Source organism: Malikia spinosa (genome assembly GCF_002980625.1).
Taxonomy (GTDB): domain Bacteria; phylum Pseudomonadota; class Gammaproteobacteria; order Burkholderiales; family Burkholderiaceae_C; genus Malikia; species Malikia spinosa.
Genome location: NZ_PVLR01000006.1, coordinates 59,278 through 75,209, shown reverse-complemented (window position 1 = coordinate 75,209; position 15,932 = coordinate 59,278). Strand labels below are relative to the sequence as shown.

The following is a 15,932-nucleotide window of genomic DNA, read 5'->3' as shown; positions in this document are numbered from 1 at the left end:
GCCCGGTCGACCGCCGACTGGCGCAGATTCGCCCGCGCGGTGCGAAAATCCTCGGCATGAACGCCGAAACCACCGCCGAACTGATGAACCGCCTGGGCCAGCAGGCCAAGGCCGCCTCCGCCCTGATGGCGCGCGCCAGCAGCGCGCGCAAGGTCGCTGCGCTGCGCGCGCTGGCCGCCTTGCTGCGCGCCAACATCGAGCCGCTGCAGCTCGACAACGCGCTTGACTTGGAGCGCGCCCGCGCCGCCGGCCTGAGCGAGCCGATGGTCGACCGCCTCAAGTTGACGCCGAAGGTGATCGAGACCTGCGCCGAAGGCTGCGAACAGCTGGCCGCGATGCCCGACATCATCGGCGAGATCCTCGGCATGAAGCAGCAGCCCAGCGGCATCCGGGTCGGCCAGATGCGGGTGCCGATCGGCGTCTTCGGCATGATCTTCGAGAGCCGGCCCAATGTCACGATCGAGGCCGCCAGCCTGTCGATCAAGAGCGGCAATGCCTGCATCCTGCGCGGCGGCTCGGAGGCGATCGAATCGAACAAGGCGCTGGCCAGGCTGGTGCAGCAGGCGCTCGAAGCAGCCGGACTGCCGGCCGACGCGGTGCAGCTGGTGCCCACCACCGACCGCGAGGCCGTCGGCCAGCTGATCACGATGCCGCAATATGTCGACGTCATCATCCCGCGCGGCGGCAAGGGCCTGATCGAGCGCATCAGCCGCGACGCCAAGGTGCCGGTCATCAAGCACCTGGACGGCAACTGCCACACCTATGTCGACGACCCCTGCGATATCGCGATGGCGGTCAAGGTGGCCGACAACGCCAAGACGCAGAAGTACAGCCCCTGCAACGCGACCGAGAGCCTGCTGGTCGCGCGCGGGGTTGCTGCCGTCTTCCTGCCCAAGATCGGTGCCGTTTACGCACAGAAGGGCGTCGAAATGCGCTGTTGCCCGCAATCGAAGGCGATCCTGAGCCAGGTGCCGGGCGCCCAGCTCAAGGACGCGACCGAGCAGGACTGGTCCGAGGAATACCTGGCCGCCATCATCAGCGTCAAGGTCGTGGCCGATGTCGACGAGGCGATCGCGCACATCAACCGCTACTCCAGCGGCCACACCGAGGCGATCCTGACCACCGACCACCGGCATGCGCAGCAATTCCTGCGCGAGGTCGATTCCAGCAGCGTGATGGTCAACGCCAGCACCCGCTTCGCCGACGGCTTCGAATACGGCCTGGGCGCCGAGATCGGCATCAGCACCGACAAGTTCCATGCCCGCGGGCCGGTCGGCGTCGAAGGCCTGACCTCGCTCAAGTATGTCGTGCTGGGCGAAGGCGAAGTGCGTGGTTGAGCGACGCCAGCCCGCCAAGCCCTACCGTAAACCCAGCCCGGCGGCACCCGATCCGCGCTTTGCCGCCAGCCCGTCCGATATCGATGCCGATGCCGAACCGGCTGATGCGACGGAACAGACGGAGGTAGAGCCCGCGCGCCGGTCAACCCGACAGGCTGCCGCCACCCGGTCACTGCAGGCGCAGCAAGGCGCTGGCGCGCCGCTGTCGCCAGCCGCGCAGCAGCTGCAGCGCGAACTGGCCCGGGTCGAGCGGCTCAAGGCCCAGCTGGCCCAGATGGAGTCGATCGGCCAGGGCTACCTGAACGGCAGCGCGCAACGGCTGCAGCCGCTGCGTGAACGGCTGCGCCAGGCGCAGCGCGGCCTGGCGCTGGCACTGGCGCCCTGGCTCGAAGCCGACGCGCGCGGCCTGTCGCGCGCCCAGCAGGCCACGGCGCGCCGCCTGCTGTGCCGGCTGGCGCAACAGCTGGCCGAGCGCGGCGATACCGACATGGCCGCGCTACACGACCGCTACAGCCCGCAAAGCCTGTCGGACCTGCGCCGCGCCGCCGCCGACGCGCTGCGCGAGCGCCTGTCCGACTGGCTGGAGCCTGACGACGAGGCAGCGCAAGCCGCAGCGAGTCCGGACGAACTGCTGGGCGCCGCCAGACGCCAGTGGCAGGCGCAAACCGAGGCCCAGCGCGCCCAACGCGAAGCCCGCCAGGCCAAGCGCGAGGCGCGCAAGGCACAACGCGAACCGGCTCCCGCCGCGCTGCTCGAGCAGCAGGCACAACAGGATGCCGGCGCCACGCTGCGTACGCTCTACCGCCAACTCGCCAGCGCGCTGCACCCGGACCGCGCAGGCGACGAGGCCGAACGCCAGCGCATGACCGCGCTGATGAGCGCGGCCAACGCCGCCTACGGCCGGCGCGACCTGCTGGCGCTACTCGACCTGCAACTGCAGGCCGAGCTGGCCGACCCCGACCACCTCGAGCGCCTGTCCGCGCAACGCCTGCAGGCGGTCAGCCGGCTGCTGAAGGAGCAGGCCGCCAGCCTGGAGCGCGAACGCCAGGGCGAGCAACAGCGCTGGCTGCATGCCCTGGACCTGCCAGCCGGCAGCCGGATCGACGCGGCGATGCTGGGGCGACGGCTCGAAGAACAGGAACTGGAGCTGCTGCGCGAACTGCGCGCGATCGAAGCCGGGCTGGAACAGGCCGGCGAGCCAGCCGGGCTCAAGGCCTGGCTGAATCGCAACGCGGGTTGATCAGTCAACCTGCCCGAGTGCCTCGCCCAGCGCATTGACCAGGCTGTCGATCTGCGCCGGCGTGCTGATGAAGGGCGGCGCCAGCTGGATGGTGTCGGCGCCATAGCGCACGTAGAAGCCCTTTTCCAGCATCGCCATCGCGACCTGGTATGGGCGCTTGGCGGGTTCACCCGGCGCGGCGGCAATCGTCAGCCCGGCCGCCAGGCCGAAGTTGCGGATGTCGGCCACATGCCGCGCGCCGCGCAGGCTGTGCACGGCATTCTCGAACACGGGGGCCAGTTCAGCCACCCGCTCGATCGAGTGCTCGCGCTCCAGCAGGTCCAGCGTCGCGAGACCGGCCGCGCAGGCCACCGGATGCGCCGAGTAGGTGTAGCCATGCGGGAACTCGAGCATGTAGTCGGGCCCGCCGGCAGCCATGAAGGTGTCGTAGATCTCACGACCCACCACCACGCCACCGAGCGGCTGCACGCCGTTGGTGATCTGCTTGGCGAAGTTCAGGATGTCGGGCTTGACGCCGAAAGCCTCGGCACCGGTCCAGGCGCCGCTGCGGCCAAAGCCCGAGATCACCTCGTCGAAGATCAGCAGGATGTTGTGCGCGGTGCAGATCTCGCGCAGGCGCTGCAGGTAGCCCTTGGGCGGAATCACCACGCCGGCCGAACCCGAGAACGGCTCGACGATCACGGCGGCGATATTGCTGGCATCGTGCAGGCTGATCAGGTTGAGCAGCTCGTCGGCCAGTTCGGCGCCCTGCTCCGGCATGCCGCGGCAGAACGAACCCGCCGGCGGCTGGGTGTGCGGCAGATGGTCGGCCTCCAGGCCCTGGCCGTACAGCTTGCGGTTGCCGACGATGCCGCCGACCGAGATGCCGCCGAAGTTGACGCCGTGATAGCCCTTGAGACGGCCGATCAGGCGCGTCTTGCTGCCCTGGCCCTTGGTGCGCCAGTAGGCGCGCGCGATCTTGAGCGAGGTATCGGCCGACTCCGAGCCCGAGCCGGTGAAGAACACATGGTCCAGCCCGGCCGGCATGCGTTCGACGATCCGGTTCGCGAGCTCGAACGACAGCGGATGGCCGAACTGGAAGGCCGGCGAATAGTCCAGCGTGGCCGCCTGGCGGGCGATGGCTTCGACGATCTCGGTCCGCGCATGGCCCAGGCCGGTACACCAGAGGCCGGACAGGCCGTCGAACAGCTGGCGACCGTCAGCATCGGTGTAATAGGCGCCCTGGGCGGAGGTGATCAGGCGCGGATGGGCCTTGAAGTCGCGATTGCCGGTAAAGGGCATCCAGTGCGCCTCCAGCCAGGCCGGATCGGTACGGGGGACAGCGCTGACCTGCTGGGCGTCGGACATGTTCATCGGGAAGTTCCAGTGCGAAGGGGAAATGATGAGCCGATTCTGGGCAATGGCTAAACTCTCATGAAGCACCCTATGTCTCATTACAGTTGACGTTTCATGCAAGTAAGGAATGTGGCCCTGCTCGGCCAGCTGGGCGATGTCGATCTGCGGCTGCTGCGGGTCTTCAAGAGCGTGGTGGAATGCGGCGGCATGGCGGCGGCCGAGCTCGAGCTCAACATCGCGCTGTCGACCATCAGCCGGCATGTCAAGGATCTGGAAACCCGGCTCGGGCTGGTGCTGTGTCGGCGCGGGCGCGGCGGCTTCGGCCTCACCGCCGAGGGCCAGCAGGTCTACGAGGCCGCGCTGAGCCTGCTGTCCGCGACGGAATCGTTCCGGACCCGGCTGCATGACATCCATCGCCGGCTGGGGGGCGACCTGCATGTCGCGCTGTTCGAGAAGACCATCTCCAACCCGCAAGCCCGGATCGCCAGCGCCATCGCCAGCTTTCACCGCCAGGTGCCCAGCGCCAGGCTGCATCTGCATGTCGGCAGCATCGGCACGATCGAGCGCGGCGTGATAGACGGCCAGTTCCAGCTCGGCATCATCCCGGAGCACCGCAGCTCCGAACTGCTGTGCTACCAGGAGCTGTTTGGCGAGACCATGCTGCTGTATGCGGCGCCGGGCCATCCCTGGTTCGAGCAGCCACAGGCCGGCCTGGGCTGGGACGACCTGCGCCGGCAGCCGCTGGCGGCGCTGGGCTACCACTCGCCGAACATGGAGCTGGCGCATCGGCACCAGCTGGAACGCGCGGCCACCGCCTCGGACCAGGAGGCGGTCGCCACCTTCATCCTGTCCGGCTGCTTCGTGGGCTTTCTGCCGGACCACTATGCCGCGGCCTTCGTGCAAGCCGGCCGGATGCGCGCAATCGCGCCCGCCGTGCTGCGCTACCACTGCCGCTTCATGGCCATCAGCCGGCAGTCGCCCAAGGGCTCGCGCCTGACCCAGGCGTTCCAGCAGACGCTCTACGCCAGTCATGCCAGCCACGCCGGGCACCCACCAAGCCAAGACCTGCCCGCGCTGGGATAATCCAGCCCATGGCAAAGAAACAACGCGTGGTGGTGGGCTTGAGCGGCGGCGTCGACTCGGCGGTCAGCGCCTGGCTGCTCAAGCAGCAGGGCTATGAGGTGATCGGCATCTTCATGAAGAACTGGGAAGACGACGACGACAGCGAATACTGCTCGTCGCGCCAGGACTTCCTCGACGCGGCCAGCGTGGCCGACGTGATCGGCATCGACATGGAGCATGTCAACTTCGCGGCCGAGTACAAGGACCGCGTGTTCGCCGAGTTCCTGCGTGAATACCAGGCCGGCCGCACGCCGAACCCCGACATCCTGTGCAACGCCGAGATCAAGTTCAAGGCCTTCCTCGACCACGCGATGCGCCTGGGCGCCGACAAGATCGCGACCGGCCATTACTGCCGGGTGCGCTTCGATGAGGCCAGCGGCAAGCACCAGCTGCTCAAGGGCTGTGACCCGCTGAAGGACCAGAGCTATTTCCTGCACCGGCTGAACCAGGCGCAGCTGTCCAAGGCGATGTTCCCGGTCGGCGAACTGCCCAAGACCGAAGTGCGCCGCATCGCCGACGAGATCGGCCTGCCCAACGCGAAGAAGAAGGACTCGACCGGCATCTGCTTCATCGGCGAGCGGCCGTTCCGCGACTTCCTGAACCGCTACATCCAGAAGGCACCCGGCGCGATCCGCGACGACCAGGGCCGGGTGATCGGCCAGCATGTGGGCCTGAGCTTCTACACCCTGGGCCAGCGCCAGGGCCTGGGGATTGGCGGGGTCAAGGAACAGGGATCGGCCAAGGGTGGCAGCGAGCACCAGCCCTGGTTCGTCGCGCGCAAGGATGTCGCGACCAACACGCTGTGGGTGGTGCAGGGCCACGACCACCCCTGGCTGCTGTCGCCGCTGCTGCAGGCCGAGGACGCGAGCTGGGTCGCGGGCGAGCCGCCGGCACCGGGCCAGTACGGCGCCAAGACCCGCTACCGTCAGGCCGACGCGCCCTGCCTGCTGGCGCCGAACGGCGACGGCGCCTTCGCGCTCGGCTTCGAGCAGGCGCAATGGGCGGTCACGCCGGGCCAGAGCGCGGTGCTGTATGACGGCGATGTCTGCCTGGGCGGCGGCGTGATCCATTCCGCCAGCGCGACCGAGGCAGCGCTGCCGGCGATCACGCCCGAGCCAGTCAAGCGCAAGGCGCGCCGCAGGCCGCAGGGCAAGTCAGCGGGCGGCTAATCCTCGCTCGGGGAGGCCCTGACCACCCCCAGCTTGAGGCCGAGCACGCCCAGGATGCGGTTCAAGGTCTGGACCGTGCCTTCACTGCGCCCCTGCTCGATATCCTGGATCGTCTTGGTCGAGACGCTGGCGAGCCGGGCCAGCTCGGCGCTGGTCAGGCGCAGGGTGCGCTTGAGGTGGCGCACCGACTGCTGCAGCGTCCATTCCGGATTCACCAGCACCTCCTCGATCGCCTGCAGGCGCAGCGCCAGTTGCTCCGGCACTGACAGGGCTTTGTAGCGTTTGTCCATCTTGCATCGCGCGCGTTCAGCGCAGCGCCTCCATCTCGCGCGCCAGGCGCTCGATCCCCAGCTTCAGGTGCTGGTGGACATCGGGTTCCATACCCATGGCGATGCCGTGGCTGGCAATCTCGCCGAGCGCGGGCGCCATGGCACGCAAGCCTTCGGCCAGCGACTCACGGTCCAGTCGCCGCTGCTTCTTGCTGCCCGTTGGCTGGGTACAGACGGCATCGAGGACCCTTGACCAGTCGATCTGCGCGCCGTCGTTGTTTTCCCAGCGGATGCGTCTAGCGATGCCGTCCGGGTGCAGGTACATCGGCGCGAAGTCGTACAGCGGCGTCAGCGCAATGTAGCCCTGGAAGTCGCGCTGCAGCGCGGTGTTACGGGCATGGTTGTCCTTGTTGCCTAGCGCCAGATTGGCGACATCGCGGCGCAGGTATTCCAGCACCTCGACCTGCGGATCGGTGCAGCGCAGCAGCAACTGGCGGCACACCTCGTCGTGGCTGGGAACGAACTCGAATCCGACTTTTCCGGTCAGCGAGGCGATGCTCTCCTGCCCCAGACGCTCCATACCGCCTGGATGGATGCGCCGGTCGAAGCGGGGAATGAAAAGGGCACGCTGCCGCAAGCTCAGCGGCGCATGAACGCGCAGGCCGAGTAGGCGCGCCAGATCCATGTAGACCGCCTCGTGACGCAGGATCTGCGCCAGGCGCTCGTCGCGGCCACGCCCGAACTTGACGATGAAATGCTCGCGCGCTCGCTCGTCGGGCAGGCTGTGGTCGAGATAAAGCAAGCCGTCGTCGGCACGGGTCAGCAGCAGCTTGGGCCATTCGCCTTGTACGCCGGATGAACCCGCCAGAAACAAGCCATGCGTGGCCAGGTATTCGGCGAACTCCTCAGCTCGTTCTGCCACCTCTTCGTCCGTGAAGCCATGACGGGGACCCCGGTTCTGATCCAGCCACTGTGCAGCCTCCTTGACACGCAGGTTGCCGATCGAGTTGCCCGCGCCGCTGAGCAGCAAGGGCCAGTCCGAGGGTTCCTCCGAAGTCTCGGGCAAGCCCAGGCGGCGCAGCAGTTCACGCCGGCCGAAGCCCTGGGGCAGCATGTCGATCAGGAACACCGGCCAGTGCGGCAGTTGCCAGGGCTCCAGACCGACCGGGAACTGACAAGACAAGGCATAGGCATCGCGTTTGTTTACATGCTCGAATGCCCAGGCCACGTCGTAGCCCGTGTAGCTCCGGGCCCGCCACCCCTCGCGGCTATCGCCAAACAGACTGACACTGGCGACATCGTGCCAGACGCCCGCTGCGTGCAACTGGAGGGTGCAGGTGGAACTCATATTGGTGGAATTCTATATAAACCAACTACAAAAATACCAATTTTCTGTATAGAAAATCACCAAAATATCTAAGCGGCGCTGCCCGCCAGCGCCGCCTGCAGCATGTCGATGAAGACCCGGGTCTTGGCCGGCATCAGCTTGCGGCCCGGGAACACCGCCCAGGCCGGATGTGGCGGCAGGCACCAGTCCGGCAGCACCCGGCGCAACAGGCCGCGCTGCAGCATCGGCTGCGCGAACAGGTCGGGCACGGCTGCGATGCCGCCGCCGGCACGCGCCAGGCGCAGCAGCAGCTCGGGCGAATTGGCGCTGACCCGGCCCGGCGGCAAGCCTTCCCAGACCTGGTCGCCGTGGCGCAGCGTCCAGGGCAGCGGCTCGCCCTGCCCGCCCAGCAGCCGCACCGCCTGGTGCCGCAGCAGCTCGTCGGGATGCGCCGGCTCGCCGCGTTCGGCCAGGTAGTCGGGCGAGGCATAGAGGCCGTTCGAGAACACCGTCAGCCGGCGTGCGGCCAGCCAGGCGTCGTCGGGCAGCGAACCGATGCGCACCGCGACATCGATGCCCTCGGCCAGCAGGTCGACCCGGCGCGGCGACAGGTCGAGCTCGAGCGTGATCGCCGGATGCAGCGCGACGAAGGCGGCCAGCATGTCGCCCAGGAACAGGTTGGCGAAGTCACTCGGCATCGAGACCCGCAGCCGCCCGCTCGGCGCGGCCTGGCGCTGTTCGCGCAGCGCCGCCACCGCCTCTACCTCCAGCACCACCTGATGCGCGTGCTCCAGCAGCTGGCGGCCGAAGTCGGTCAGCTGCTGGCGTCTTGTCGTGCGTTGCAGCAGGCGCTCGCCGAGCTGGGTCTCGAGCCCGGCGATGCGGCGCGACACCGTGGACTTGGGGCAACCGAGCCGGTCGGCGGCGCGGCTGAAGCTGCCGAGCTCGGCCACGCGGGCAAAGATCAACAGGTCGTTGGGATCGATGGCTTCGCTAGATTGTTCCATTTTTCGAACAATGATATCCAAATAAACGGATTCTCAAAGGATCAGGCAACAAATACAGTAGAACCACTCCCTCCCCACTCAAGGAAACGACCATGAAGATCCTGCAAATCAACGCCAGTGCCCGCCGCGAAGGAGCCAACTCGACCAAGGTCGCCAACCGCGTCACCGAGCGCCTGCAAGCCGCCAACCCGGGCGCCACTGTCACGCTGCGCGACCTGGCCGCCAACCCGGTGCCGGCACTCGACGAAGCCATGCTGGGTGCCCTGTTCACCCCGGCCGAGCAGCGCAGCGCCGAGCAGGCCGCCGCTGTCGCCGGCTACGACGCGCTGATCGCCGAGCTGCAGGCCCATGACGCGATCGTGCTCGGCGTGCCGATGTACAACTTTGGCGTCTCGTCGCAGTTCAAGAACTGGATCGATGCCGTGGCGCGCGCCGGCGTGACCTTCCAGTACACCGCGACCGGGCCGGTCGGCCTGGTCCAGGGCAAGACGGTCTATGTCGCCTTGGCCCGTGGCGGCATCTACCGCGACACCCCGAACGACAGCCAGACCCCCTACCTGAAGTCGGTGCTGGGCTTCCTGGGCATGAGCGATGTACGCTTCGTGTTCGCCGAAGGCCTGAACATGGGCCCCGAGGCCGCCGCCAAGGGTTTCGCCCAGGCCGAAGCCGATCTGGAAGCCGCACTGGCTGCCTGACCCCCTTCGATTGAATGCCACGCAGGGCGCGCCCAGCCGGGATAGCGCCCTGCCATCAGGAAAGTGCCGACCATGACCCCGAACGCCACCCCCTCCACCGTCGTCAGCCAGCCGCGCCGCATCGAGCGCCTGATCGTCGGCCGCCCGACCTCGGACGGCGCCGGCGTCAAGCTGACCCGCGTGCTGACGCAGGACCTGCAGCGCCGGCTCGACCCTTTCCTGATGCTCGACGCCTTCGGCAGCGAGAACCCGGACGACTACATCGCCGGCTTCCCGAATCACCCGCACCGCGGCTTCGAGACCGTGACCTACATGATCGCCGGACGCATGCTGCACCGCGACAGCGCGGGCCACGAAGGCCTGCTGCAGAACGGCGACGTGCAGTGGATGACGGCCGGCAGCGGCCTGATCCACTCCGAGATCCCGCAGCAGGAAGCCGGCGTGATGGAAGGCTTCCAGCTCTGGCTGAATCTGCCGGCGCGCGACAAGATGAATCCGCCCTGGTACCGCGACATCGCGCATGCCGAGCTGCCTCAATTCACCACACCCGAGGGCGTGGCAGTGACGGTGATCGCGGGCGAAAGCCATGGCGTGACAGGCGCGGTGACGCGCGAAGCAACCGCACCGACCTATCTGGACCTGCACCTGCCGGCTGGCACCCGCTTCGAGCAGGCGCTGCCGGCCAGCCACAACGCCTTCGTCTATGTGTATCGTGGCGCGGTCAGCCTGGGCGGCCAGGCAGTACCAGTGCAGCGGATGGCGATCCTGGCCAACGAACCGGGCGCCGACGGCGTGCGGATCGAGGCCAGCGAGGACGCCCGAGTGCTGCTGATCGCGGGCCAGCCGCTGGGCGAGCCGATCGCGCAGTACGGCCCCTTCGTCATGAACACCGAGGCCGAGATCTACCAGGCGATCCAGGACTTCCGCGCCGGCAAGCTGGGCTGAAGCCCCAGCATGAGCCCGGCCCAGCGCGACCTCGCGCTGCCGCCCGCCTTGCGCAAAAGCCAGCAGTCGAAAGACTGGCTGGCTTTTTGTCTGTCCGGTTCCCTGGCCGATGCCGCTCGACTACGATGCGGTATCTATGGCCTAATTCGGCACAATGAATCAGAAATTCAGCAAAAATGAATTTGATGACCCTTGGAATGATCAGCGGCGGCCTGGTTCTGGCCGCCTGCGGGGCCGCCTGGCATATCAGGCGCGCCCAAAAACGCATCAATTTGAATAGAAACCGGCTGAAGGAACGATGCCGGTATTGAGTGCGTCTATAGAGACCAAGCGGGTGGCAGCCACTGTCCCACCCCATGCATGATTGAATCAGACTCCCAGCCCCTATGCCCCAGCCCCACGCGACCGCCTACGCTCCTTACGCCGCCACCTCGATCGAGGATATTCCCTGGTTGTTTCTCGATGCGCGGGCTTATCGTCGGCTCGGCCTGGTCACGATCAGGCACCCGGGCGGCGCGACAACCCGGGCCAATCATGTCATCGTGTCCAACTACGGCATCTTTGTCATCGAGGAAAACACAGAATCCGGCACTTTCCAGGCCAGCCCCGGCATCAACTGGACCCAATACCGAGGCGAGCAATCGCTCGAAATCCCCAGCCCGGTACGCCAGGTCAGCAATGAGGTGCAGGCCCTGCTCGAAGCCCTGGATTTGCCCGGCAGCTGCTTCCATCCGGCCGTGTTCTTCACCAGCGGCCAGGCCTACCTGAAAGGCGAAGTGCCGGACAACGTGATCGCCGAGGGCTTTACCGACTATGTCAAGAGCTTCAAGAAAGTGATGCTGTCGGACTCCCAGGTCGAGGACATCGTGGCCCAGCTCACGACTCCGAAGGCCCAGGCCAAGCCCGAACACAAGCCGCAACCTCACCCGCCAACTCAGCCTGCGCACTCCAAGCCGGCGCCGGGGCGGCATGAGCCAGCGCATCCAGCGCCGACGCCCGCCCCGAACCAGGCAAAAAACATCATTTACGGGCTGGCGGCCCTGCTGTTGGGCGCCCTCATCATGAGCCTGCTCGTGAGCTGGCTGAGCTGAATCCTGCCGCCCAGCGGCCAGAAAAAAGCCCGATGCGGCGAACGGCACCGGGCTTTTTTCTCATCGAGAGAATATTAGTCAGAACGGCACATCATCGTCCATGTCCTCGAAACCACTGTGGGTCGGTGCCGCAGCCGGGGCAGGAGCCGGACGCGGTGCCGGGGCGGGACGAGCCGCCATGGCCGGACGCGCGGCCGGAGCCGCTGCACGCGGGGTATAGGCCGGACGCTCGCCGCCCTCTTCCATGCCACCCCGGTCGCCGCCGCCCATGCCTTCGCGGCCACCGAGCAGCTGCAGCTCGGTCGCGATGATGTCGACCGTGTTGCGCTCGACGCCGGACTGGTCGGTGTACTTGCCGTACTTCAGTCGGCCTTCGATGTAGATCGGACGGCCCTTCTTGACATATTCGCCGGCGATCTCGGCCAGGCGGTCGAAGAACTGGACGCGGTGCCACTGGGTGTCCTCGACCATCTCGCCGCTGTTGCGGTCCTTGCGCCGGCTCGAGGTCGCGAGCGTGACATTGGCGACCGCCGCGCCCGAGGGCAGGTAGCGGATTTCGGCGTCGCGGCCGACATTGCCGACCAGGATGACTTTGTTGACGGATGCCATATTGGGGACCTCTCTAAGCAGTGTTCAGGGCTGGGATTGTGCAGCATTTGACCCGCTGGCAACAGGCTCGCAAGTCACGTTTTCGTGGCCCGCGCACGGCTGATGCAACTGGGCCAGGCCAGATCGGCAACGGCCTTGCGACACCGCAAAAGCACGTGATCGACCTTGACTAGTAGGAAGTAGCCGCCCGGGCCGCCTGGTCGTAACGACCGGACAGCGTGCGCAGCAGCTTGGCGAAGTCGCCCAGCTGGCGGTTTTCCTCCGCCGCGCCCGAGAAACCCGGCATCAGGCAGTCCTCGCGCACCTCGCGGTAGCGCATGCACAGGGCGGCGCCAGCGTCGGTGGTGGAGAAGAACACCTCCTTGCCCTTCTTCTGGCTGCGCACATAACCGGCCGCCATGAGCTTCTTGAGCGCGTAGGACACCACATGCGTGTCCTCGATGTTGAGCACAAAGCAGATGTCGGCCAGGCGCTTTTCCATCGCCCGGTGATTGGTGTGGTGCAGTACCAGCACATCCACCGCCGTCATGTCCTTGACGCCGGCCGCTCCCATGCAGCGGGTCATCCAGCGGTTGAAGGCATGGGTGGCAATGATCAGGCCGAACTCGAATTCGGACAGCTCCGGTGACTTGTCCGACACCAGGTGCGCCGAGGTGACGATGCGCTGCGGGTCGTTGGCGGGGACGCTGGCAGGGGTGCCGGGGGTGGGAGGGGCGGACATCAGGGGACAGCTCGGTAGACGGGGAAGATGGATGACTATCGTCTCATGTTAACCACAGCAGCAGATTACGGGTAAACCTTAGTGACAAAACGTCAACGTTTTATTAACATCTTGCCATCGATATGTTTTCAACACCGCTGACTGGCAGCCGCCGGCCGGCCCCTTCATCGTTAACGGAGTACAGCATGGTCAATGTAAAACAGTGGGCTACTGCAGGCCTGGCAGCCGCTACCTTGTCGTTCGGCGGCCAGGTGCTGGCGCAACAGAAATGGGACATGCCCACCGGCTACCCGGCGTCGAACTTCCACACCGAAAACATCCAGCAGTTCGCCAAGGAGGTCGGTGCAGCCACCGGCGGCAAGTTCAAGATCACGGTGCACGACGGTGGCTCGCTGTTCAAGGCCAACGAGATCAAGCGTGCCGTGCAGGGCGGCCAGGCCCAGATCGGCGAGATCATCATCTCGGGCTACTCGAACGAGAACGCCCTGTTCGGCCTGGATTCGATCCCGTTCCTGGCCACCAGCTATGCCGATGCGCAAAAGCTCTGGAAGATCTCGCGCGCCGCCACCGAGGCCGCATTGGCCAAGCAGGGCCTCAAGGTGCTGTACTCGGTGGCCTGGCCGCCGCAGGGCATCTTCAGCGTCAAGCCGATCCAGTCGGTGGCCGACCTCAAGGGCGTGAAATGGCGCGCCTACAACCCGAACACCAGCCGTATCGCGCAGCTGGTCGGCGCGCAGCCGGTCACGGTGCAGGCGGCTGAACTGACCCAGGCCCTGGCCACGGGCGCCGTCACCACCTTCATGTCGTCGAGCGCCACCGGCTACGACGGCAAGGTGTGGGAACAGGTCAAGTACTACTACGACGTCAGCGCCTGGCTGCCGAAGAACCTGGTGATCGTGTCGCAGAAGGCCTTCGACGGCCTCGACCAGCCGACCCAGGCCGCCGTCACCAAGGCCGCCGCCGAGGCCGAAGCCCGCGGCTGGAAGATCAGCGCCGAGAAGAACAGCTGGTATCTGGACCAGTTGCGCAAGAACGGCATGACGGTCGACGCCGGCAGCCCGGCCCTGCGTGCCGAGCTCAAGAAGATCGGCGACACCATGGTGGCTGACTGGGCCAAGCAGACTGGCGCCGAAGGCCAGGCCATCGTCGACGCCTTCCGCAAGTAAGCGCCAGCGGACGGCAAACCGACACCCCCTCCTGCGAGGGGGTTTTTCAATCCACTTTCGGAAAGGCAGGCCATGCGCCAACTGCTCGATCGATTCTTCAGCGCCACAGGCTATCTGGCCGGGCTCTTCATGGTCGGCACCCTGCTGTCGGTACTGGCCAGCATCCTGGGCCGACTGCATCCGGTCTTCGACCTGCCGGGAGCCGACGCCTATGCCGGCTACTGCATGGCCATCTCGGCCTTTCTGGCACTGGCGCCGACCTTGCGCCGCGGCGAGCATATCCGCGTCACGCTGCTGCTCAACCAACTGCCGGCCAAGGGCCAGCGGGTGCTCGACATCCTGTGCCATGCGGTGGCGATCGCCATGTCGGGCGCGCTGGCCTGGTTCTCGATCCGGCTGGTGCTGCAGTCGCGCGAGTTCCATGACATCTCCTCCGGCCTGGATGCCACCCCGCTCTGGATTCCGCAGCTCGGCATGGCCGTCGGCACCACGCTGTTCGCGCTGGCCTTCCTGGGCGACCTGATCCTGTTGCTGCGCGGTGAAGCACTGCGCGACCCCTCGGCCGGTGACGAACCGTCCCGCATCGAATAAGGACCTGTCATGGACATCACCATTACCGCGCTGCTGATCGCAGCCTTGTTCCTCATCCTGGGTTGCGGCGTCTGGGTCGGCCTGACGCTGACGGGCGTGGCCTGGATCGGCATGGAGCTGTTCACCAGCCGTCCGGTCGGCGACGCGATGGCCGTCACGATCTGGGGCGCTGCCTCGTCCTGGACCCTGACCGCGCTGCCGCTGTTCATCTGGATGGGCGAGATCCTGTTTCGCACCAAGCTGTCGGAAGACATGTTCAAGGGCCTGGCCCCCTGGTTGGAGCGCCTGCCGGGCCGGCTGCTGCACACCAACATCATCGGCAGCACCATCTTTGCCGCGGTGTCGGGCTCGTCGGCGGCCACCTGCGCCACCATCGGCAAGATGACGCTGCCAGAGCTGGCCAAGCGCGGCTATCCGGAGCACATCACCATCGCGACGCTGGCAGGCGCCAGCACCCTGGGCCTGCTGATTCCGCCCTCGATCATCATGATCGTCTACGGGGTGGCAGCCAACGTGTCGATTGCCCAGCTGTTCATTGCCGGCGTGCTGCCGGGCATCCTGCTGGCAGGCCTGTTCATGGGCTACACCATCGTCTGGGCGCTGCTCCACCCGGGCCAGATTCCGCCGGCCGGCCCGGCCATGAGCTTTGTCGAGAAGCTACAGGCCTCGCGCAACCTGCTGCCGGTGGTGGCCTTGATCGGCGCGGTGCTGGGTTCGGTCTACAGCGGCATCGCCACCGCGACCGAATCGGCCGCGCTCGGCGTGGTCGGTGCACTGGTGATTGCCATCGTCCAGGGCGGCATGGGCTGGACCCAGTTCCGCGACAGCCTGCTGGGCGCCACCCGCCTGTACTGCATGATCGCGCTGATCCTGGCCGGTGCCGCCTTCCTGACCCTGTCGATGGGCTATATCGGGCTGCCGCGCCAGCTGGCCGAATGGATTGGCGCCCTGGGCCTGTCGCAGCTGCAGCTGATCGTGGCGCTGATGGGCTTCTTCATCGTGCTGGGCTGCTTCCTCGACGGCATCTCGATCGTGGTGCTGACCATGGGCGTGCTGCTGCCGACGATCGAGAAGGCTGGCATCGACCCGGTCTGGTTCGGCATCTTCATCGTGCTGGTGGTGGAGATGGCGCAGATCACGCCGCCGGTGGGCTTCAACCTGTTCGTGCTGCAGGGCATGACCAAGAAGGAAATCACCTACCTGGCCAAGCACTCGATTCCGATGTTCCTGCTGATGGTGCTGGCCGTGCTGCTGATCTACTTTGTCCCCGGCATCGTGACCTGGCTGCCGCAGCAGATGGCGGGCTGA

At 66.6% G+C, this 15,932-nt stretch carries 17 protein-coding genes; 11 read left to right on the top strand and 6 right to left on the bottom strand.

Features of this window, described 5'->3' with window-relative positions; genetic code table 11:
• Positions 1–26 precede the first annotated feature (26 nt).
• Both C6P61_RS01930 and C6P61_RS01925 read left to right on the top strand, forming a co-directional pair.
• Positions 27–1,337 carry a glutamate-5-semialdehyde dehydrogenase gene (locus tag C6P61_RS01930; protein WP_342352606.1) on the top strand — a complete coding sequence of 437 codons (1,311 nt, stop codon included), beginning with the start codon at positions 27–29 and terminating at the stop codon, positions 1,335–1,337.
• Entirely contained in the window at positions 1,330–2,577 is a 1,248-nt protein-coding gene (locus tag C6P61_RS01925) for a coiled-coil domain-containing protein (RefSeq protein ID WP_105728240.1), read from the top strand. The genes C6P61_RS01930 and C6P61_RS01925 overlap by 8 nt, the downstream gene beginning before the upstream one ends.
• On the opposite strand, the gene aptA is transcribed toward C6P61_RS01925, so the two are convergent.
• A complete protein-coding gene (aptA, locus tag C6P61_RS01920; RefSeq protein WP_105728239.1) occupies positions 2,578–3,930 on the bottom strand; it encodes an omega-aminotransferase AptA in 1,353 nt (450 codons plus the stop codon).
• Between the two features lie 96 nt (positions 3,931–4,026).
• Between aptA and C6P61_RS01915 the strand changes: the two genes are divergently transcribed.
• Both C6P61_RS01915 and mnmA read left to right on the top strand, forming a co-directional pair.
• Positions 4,027–4,995: a LysR family transcriptional regulator gene (locus C6P61_RS01915; RefSeq protein WP_105728238.1), complete on the top strand. Its 969-nt coding sequence runs from the start codon at positions 4,027–4,029 to the stop codon at positions 4,993–4,995.
• 8 nt (positions 4,996–5,003) lie between these two features.
• Entirely contained in the window at positions 5,004–6,203 is a 1,200-nt protein-coding gene (mnmA, locus tag C6P61_RS01910; protein ID WP_105728237.1) for a tRNA 2-thiouridine(34) synthase MnmA, read from the top strand.
• Here the strand turns inward: mnmA and C6P61_RS01905 are convergent.
• The 3 genes from C6P61_RS01905 to C6P61_RS01895 all read right to left on the bottom strand — a co-directional run bounded on the left by C6P61_RS01905 (position 6,200) and on the right by C6P61_RS01895 (position 8,806).
• Positions 6,200–6,493, bottom strand: coding sequence for a helix-turn-helix domain-containing protein (locus C6P61_RS01905; RefSeq protein ID WP_105728236.1), 294 nt, complete (start codon positions 6,491–6,493; stop codon positions 6,200–6,202). The genes mnmA and C6P61_RS01905 overlap by 4 nt on opposite strands.
• 16 nt (positions 6,494–6,509) lie before the next feature.
• Positions 6,510–7,820 (bottom strand): type II toxin-antitoxin system HipA family toxin, encoded by a 1,311-nt coding sequence (locus C6P61_RS01900; protein ID WP_105728235.1) that lies wholly within the window; start codon positions 7,818–7,820, stop codon positions 6,510–6,512.
• A gap of 68 nt (positions 7,821–7,888) precedes the next feature.
• Complete coding sequence (locus tag C6P61_RS01895) at positions 7,889–8,806, bottom strand: LysR family transcriptional regulator (protein ID WP_105728234.1); 918 nt, start codon at positions 8,804–8,806, stop codon at positions 7,889–7,891.
• Positions 8,807–8,898: 92 nt separating this feature from the next.
• Here C6P61_RS01895 and C6P61_RS01890 point away from each other — a divergent pair, with 92 nt between their 5' ends.
• The 4 genes from C6P61_RS01890 (at position 8,899) to C6P61_RS01880 (ending at position 11,537) form a co-directional block, all read left to right on the top strand.
• Complete coding sequence (locus tag C6P61_RS01890) at positions 8,899–9,501, top strand: FMN-dependent NADH-azoreductase (protein ID WP_105728233.1); 603 nt, start codon at positions 8,899–8,901, stop codon at positions 9,499–9,501.
• Positions 9,502–9,573: 72 nt separating this feature from the next.
• The gene (locus tag C6P61_RS01885) at positions 9,574–10,446 is read left to right on the top strand and encodes a pirin family protein (RefSeq protein ID WP_105728232.1); all 873 of its coding nucleotides are present in this window, start codon (positions 9,574–9,576) and stop codon (positions 10,444–10,446) included.
• Between the two features lie 9 nt (positions 10,447–10,455).
• Complete coding sequence (locus C6P61_RS17875; protein ID WP_161124154.1) at positions 10,456–10,626, top strand: hypothetical protein; 171 nt, start codon at positions 10,456–10,458, stop codon at positions 10,624–10,626.
• Positions 10,627–10,832: 206 nt separating this feature from the next.
• Positions 10,833–11,537, top strand: a complete 705-nt coding sequence (locus tag C6P61_RS01880; RefSeq protein ID WP_105728231.1) for a nuclease-related domain-containing protein — start codon at positions 10,833–10,835, stop codon at positions 11,535–11,537.
• A gap of 78 nt (positions 11,538–11,615) precedes the next feature.
• On the opposite strand, the gene C6P61_RS01875 is transcribed toward C6P61_RS01880, so the two are convergent.
• Both C6P61_RS01875 and C6P61_RS01870 read right to left on the bottom strand, forming a co-directional pair.
• Positions 11,616–12,146, bottom strand: a complete 531-nt coding sequence (locus C6P61_RS01875; protein ID WP_105728230.1) for a single-stranded DNA-binding protein — start codon at positions 12,144–12,146, stop codon at positions 11,616–11,618.
• Between the two features lie 169 nt (positions 12,147–12,315).
• Positions 12,316–12,867 carry a winged helix DNA-binding protein gene (locus C6P61_RS01870; protein ID WP_105728229.1) on the bottom strand — a complete coding sequence of 184 codons (552 nt, stop codon included), beginning with the start codon at positions 12,865–12,867 and terminating at the stop codon, positions 12,316–12,318.
• A 185-nt stretch (positions 12,868–13,052) separates the two neighbouring features.
• Between C6P61_RS01870 and C6P61_RS01865 the strand changes: the two genes are divergently transcribed.
• The 3 genes from C6P61_RS01865 to C6P61_RS01855 all read left to right on the top strand — a co-directional run bounded on the left by C6P61_RS01865 (position 13,053) and on the right by C6P61_RS01855 (position 15,932).
• Positions 13,053–14,033, top strand: coding sequence for a TRAP transporter substrate-binding protein (locus C6P61_RS01865; RefSeq protein ID WP_105728228.1), 981 nt, complete (start codon positions 13,053–13,055; stop codon positions 14,031–14,033).
• Between the two features lie 72 nt (positions 14,034–14,105).
• A complete protein-coding gene (locus C6P61_RS01860; protein ID WP_105728227.1) occupies positions 14,106–14,624 on the top strand; it encodes a TRAP transporter small permease in 519 nt (172 codons plus the stop codon).
• 9 nt (positions 14,625–14,633) lie between these two features.
• Positions 14,634–15,932, top strand: coding sequence for a TRAP transporter large permease (locus C6P61_RS01855; RefSeq protein ID WP_105728226.1), 1,299 nt, complete (start codon positions 14,634–14,636; stop codon positions 15,930–15,932).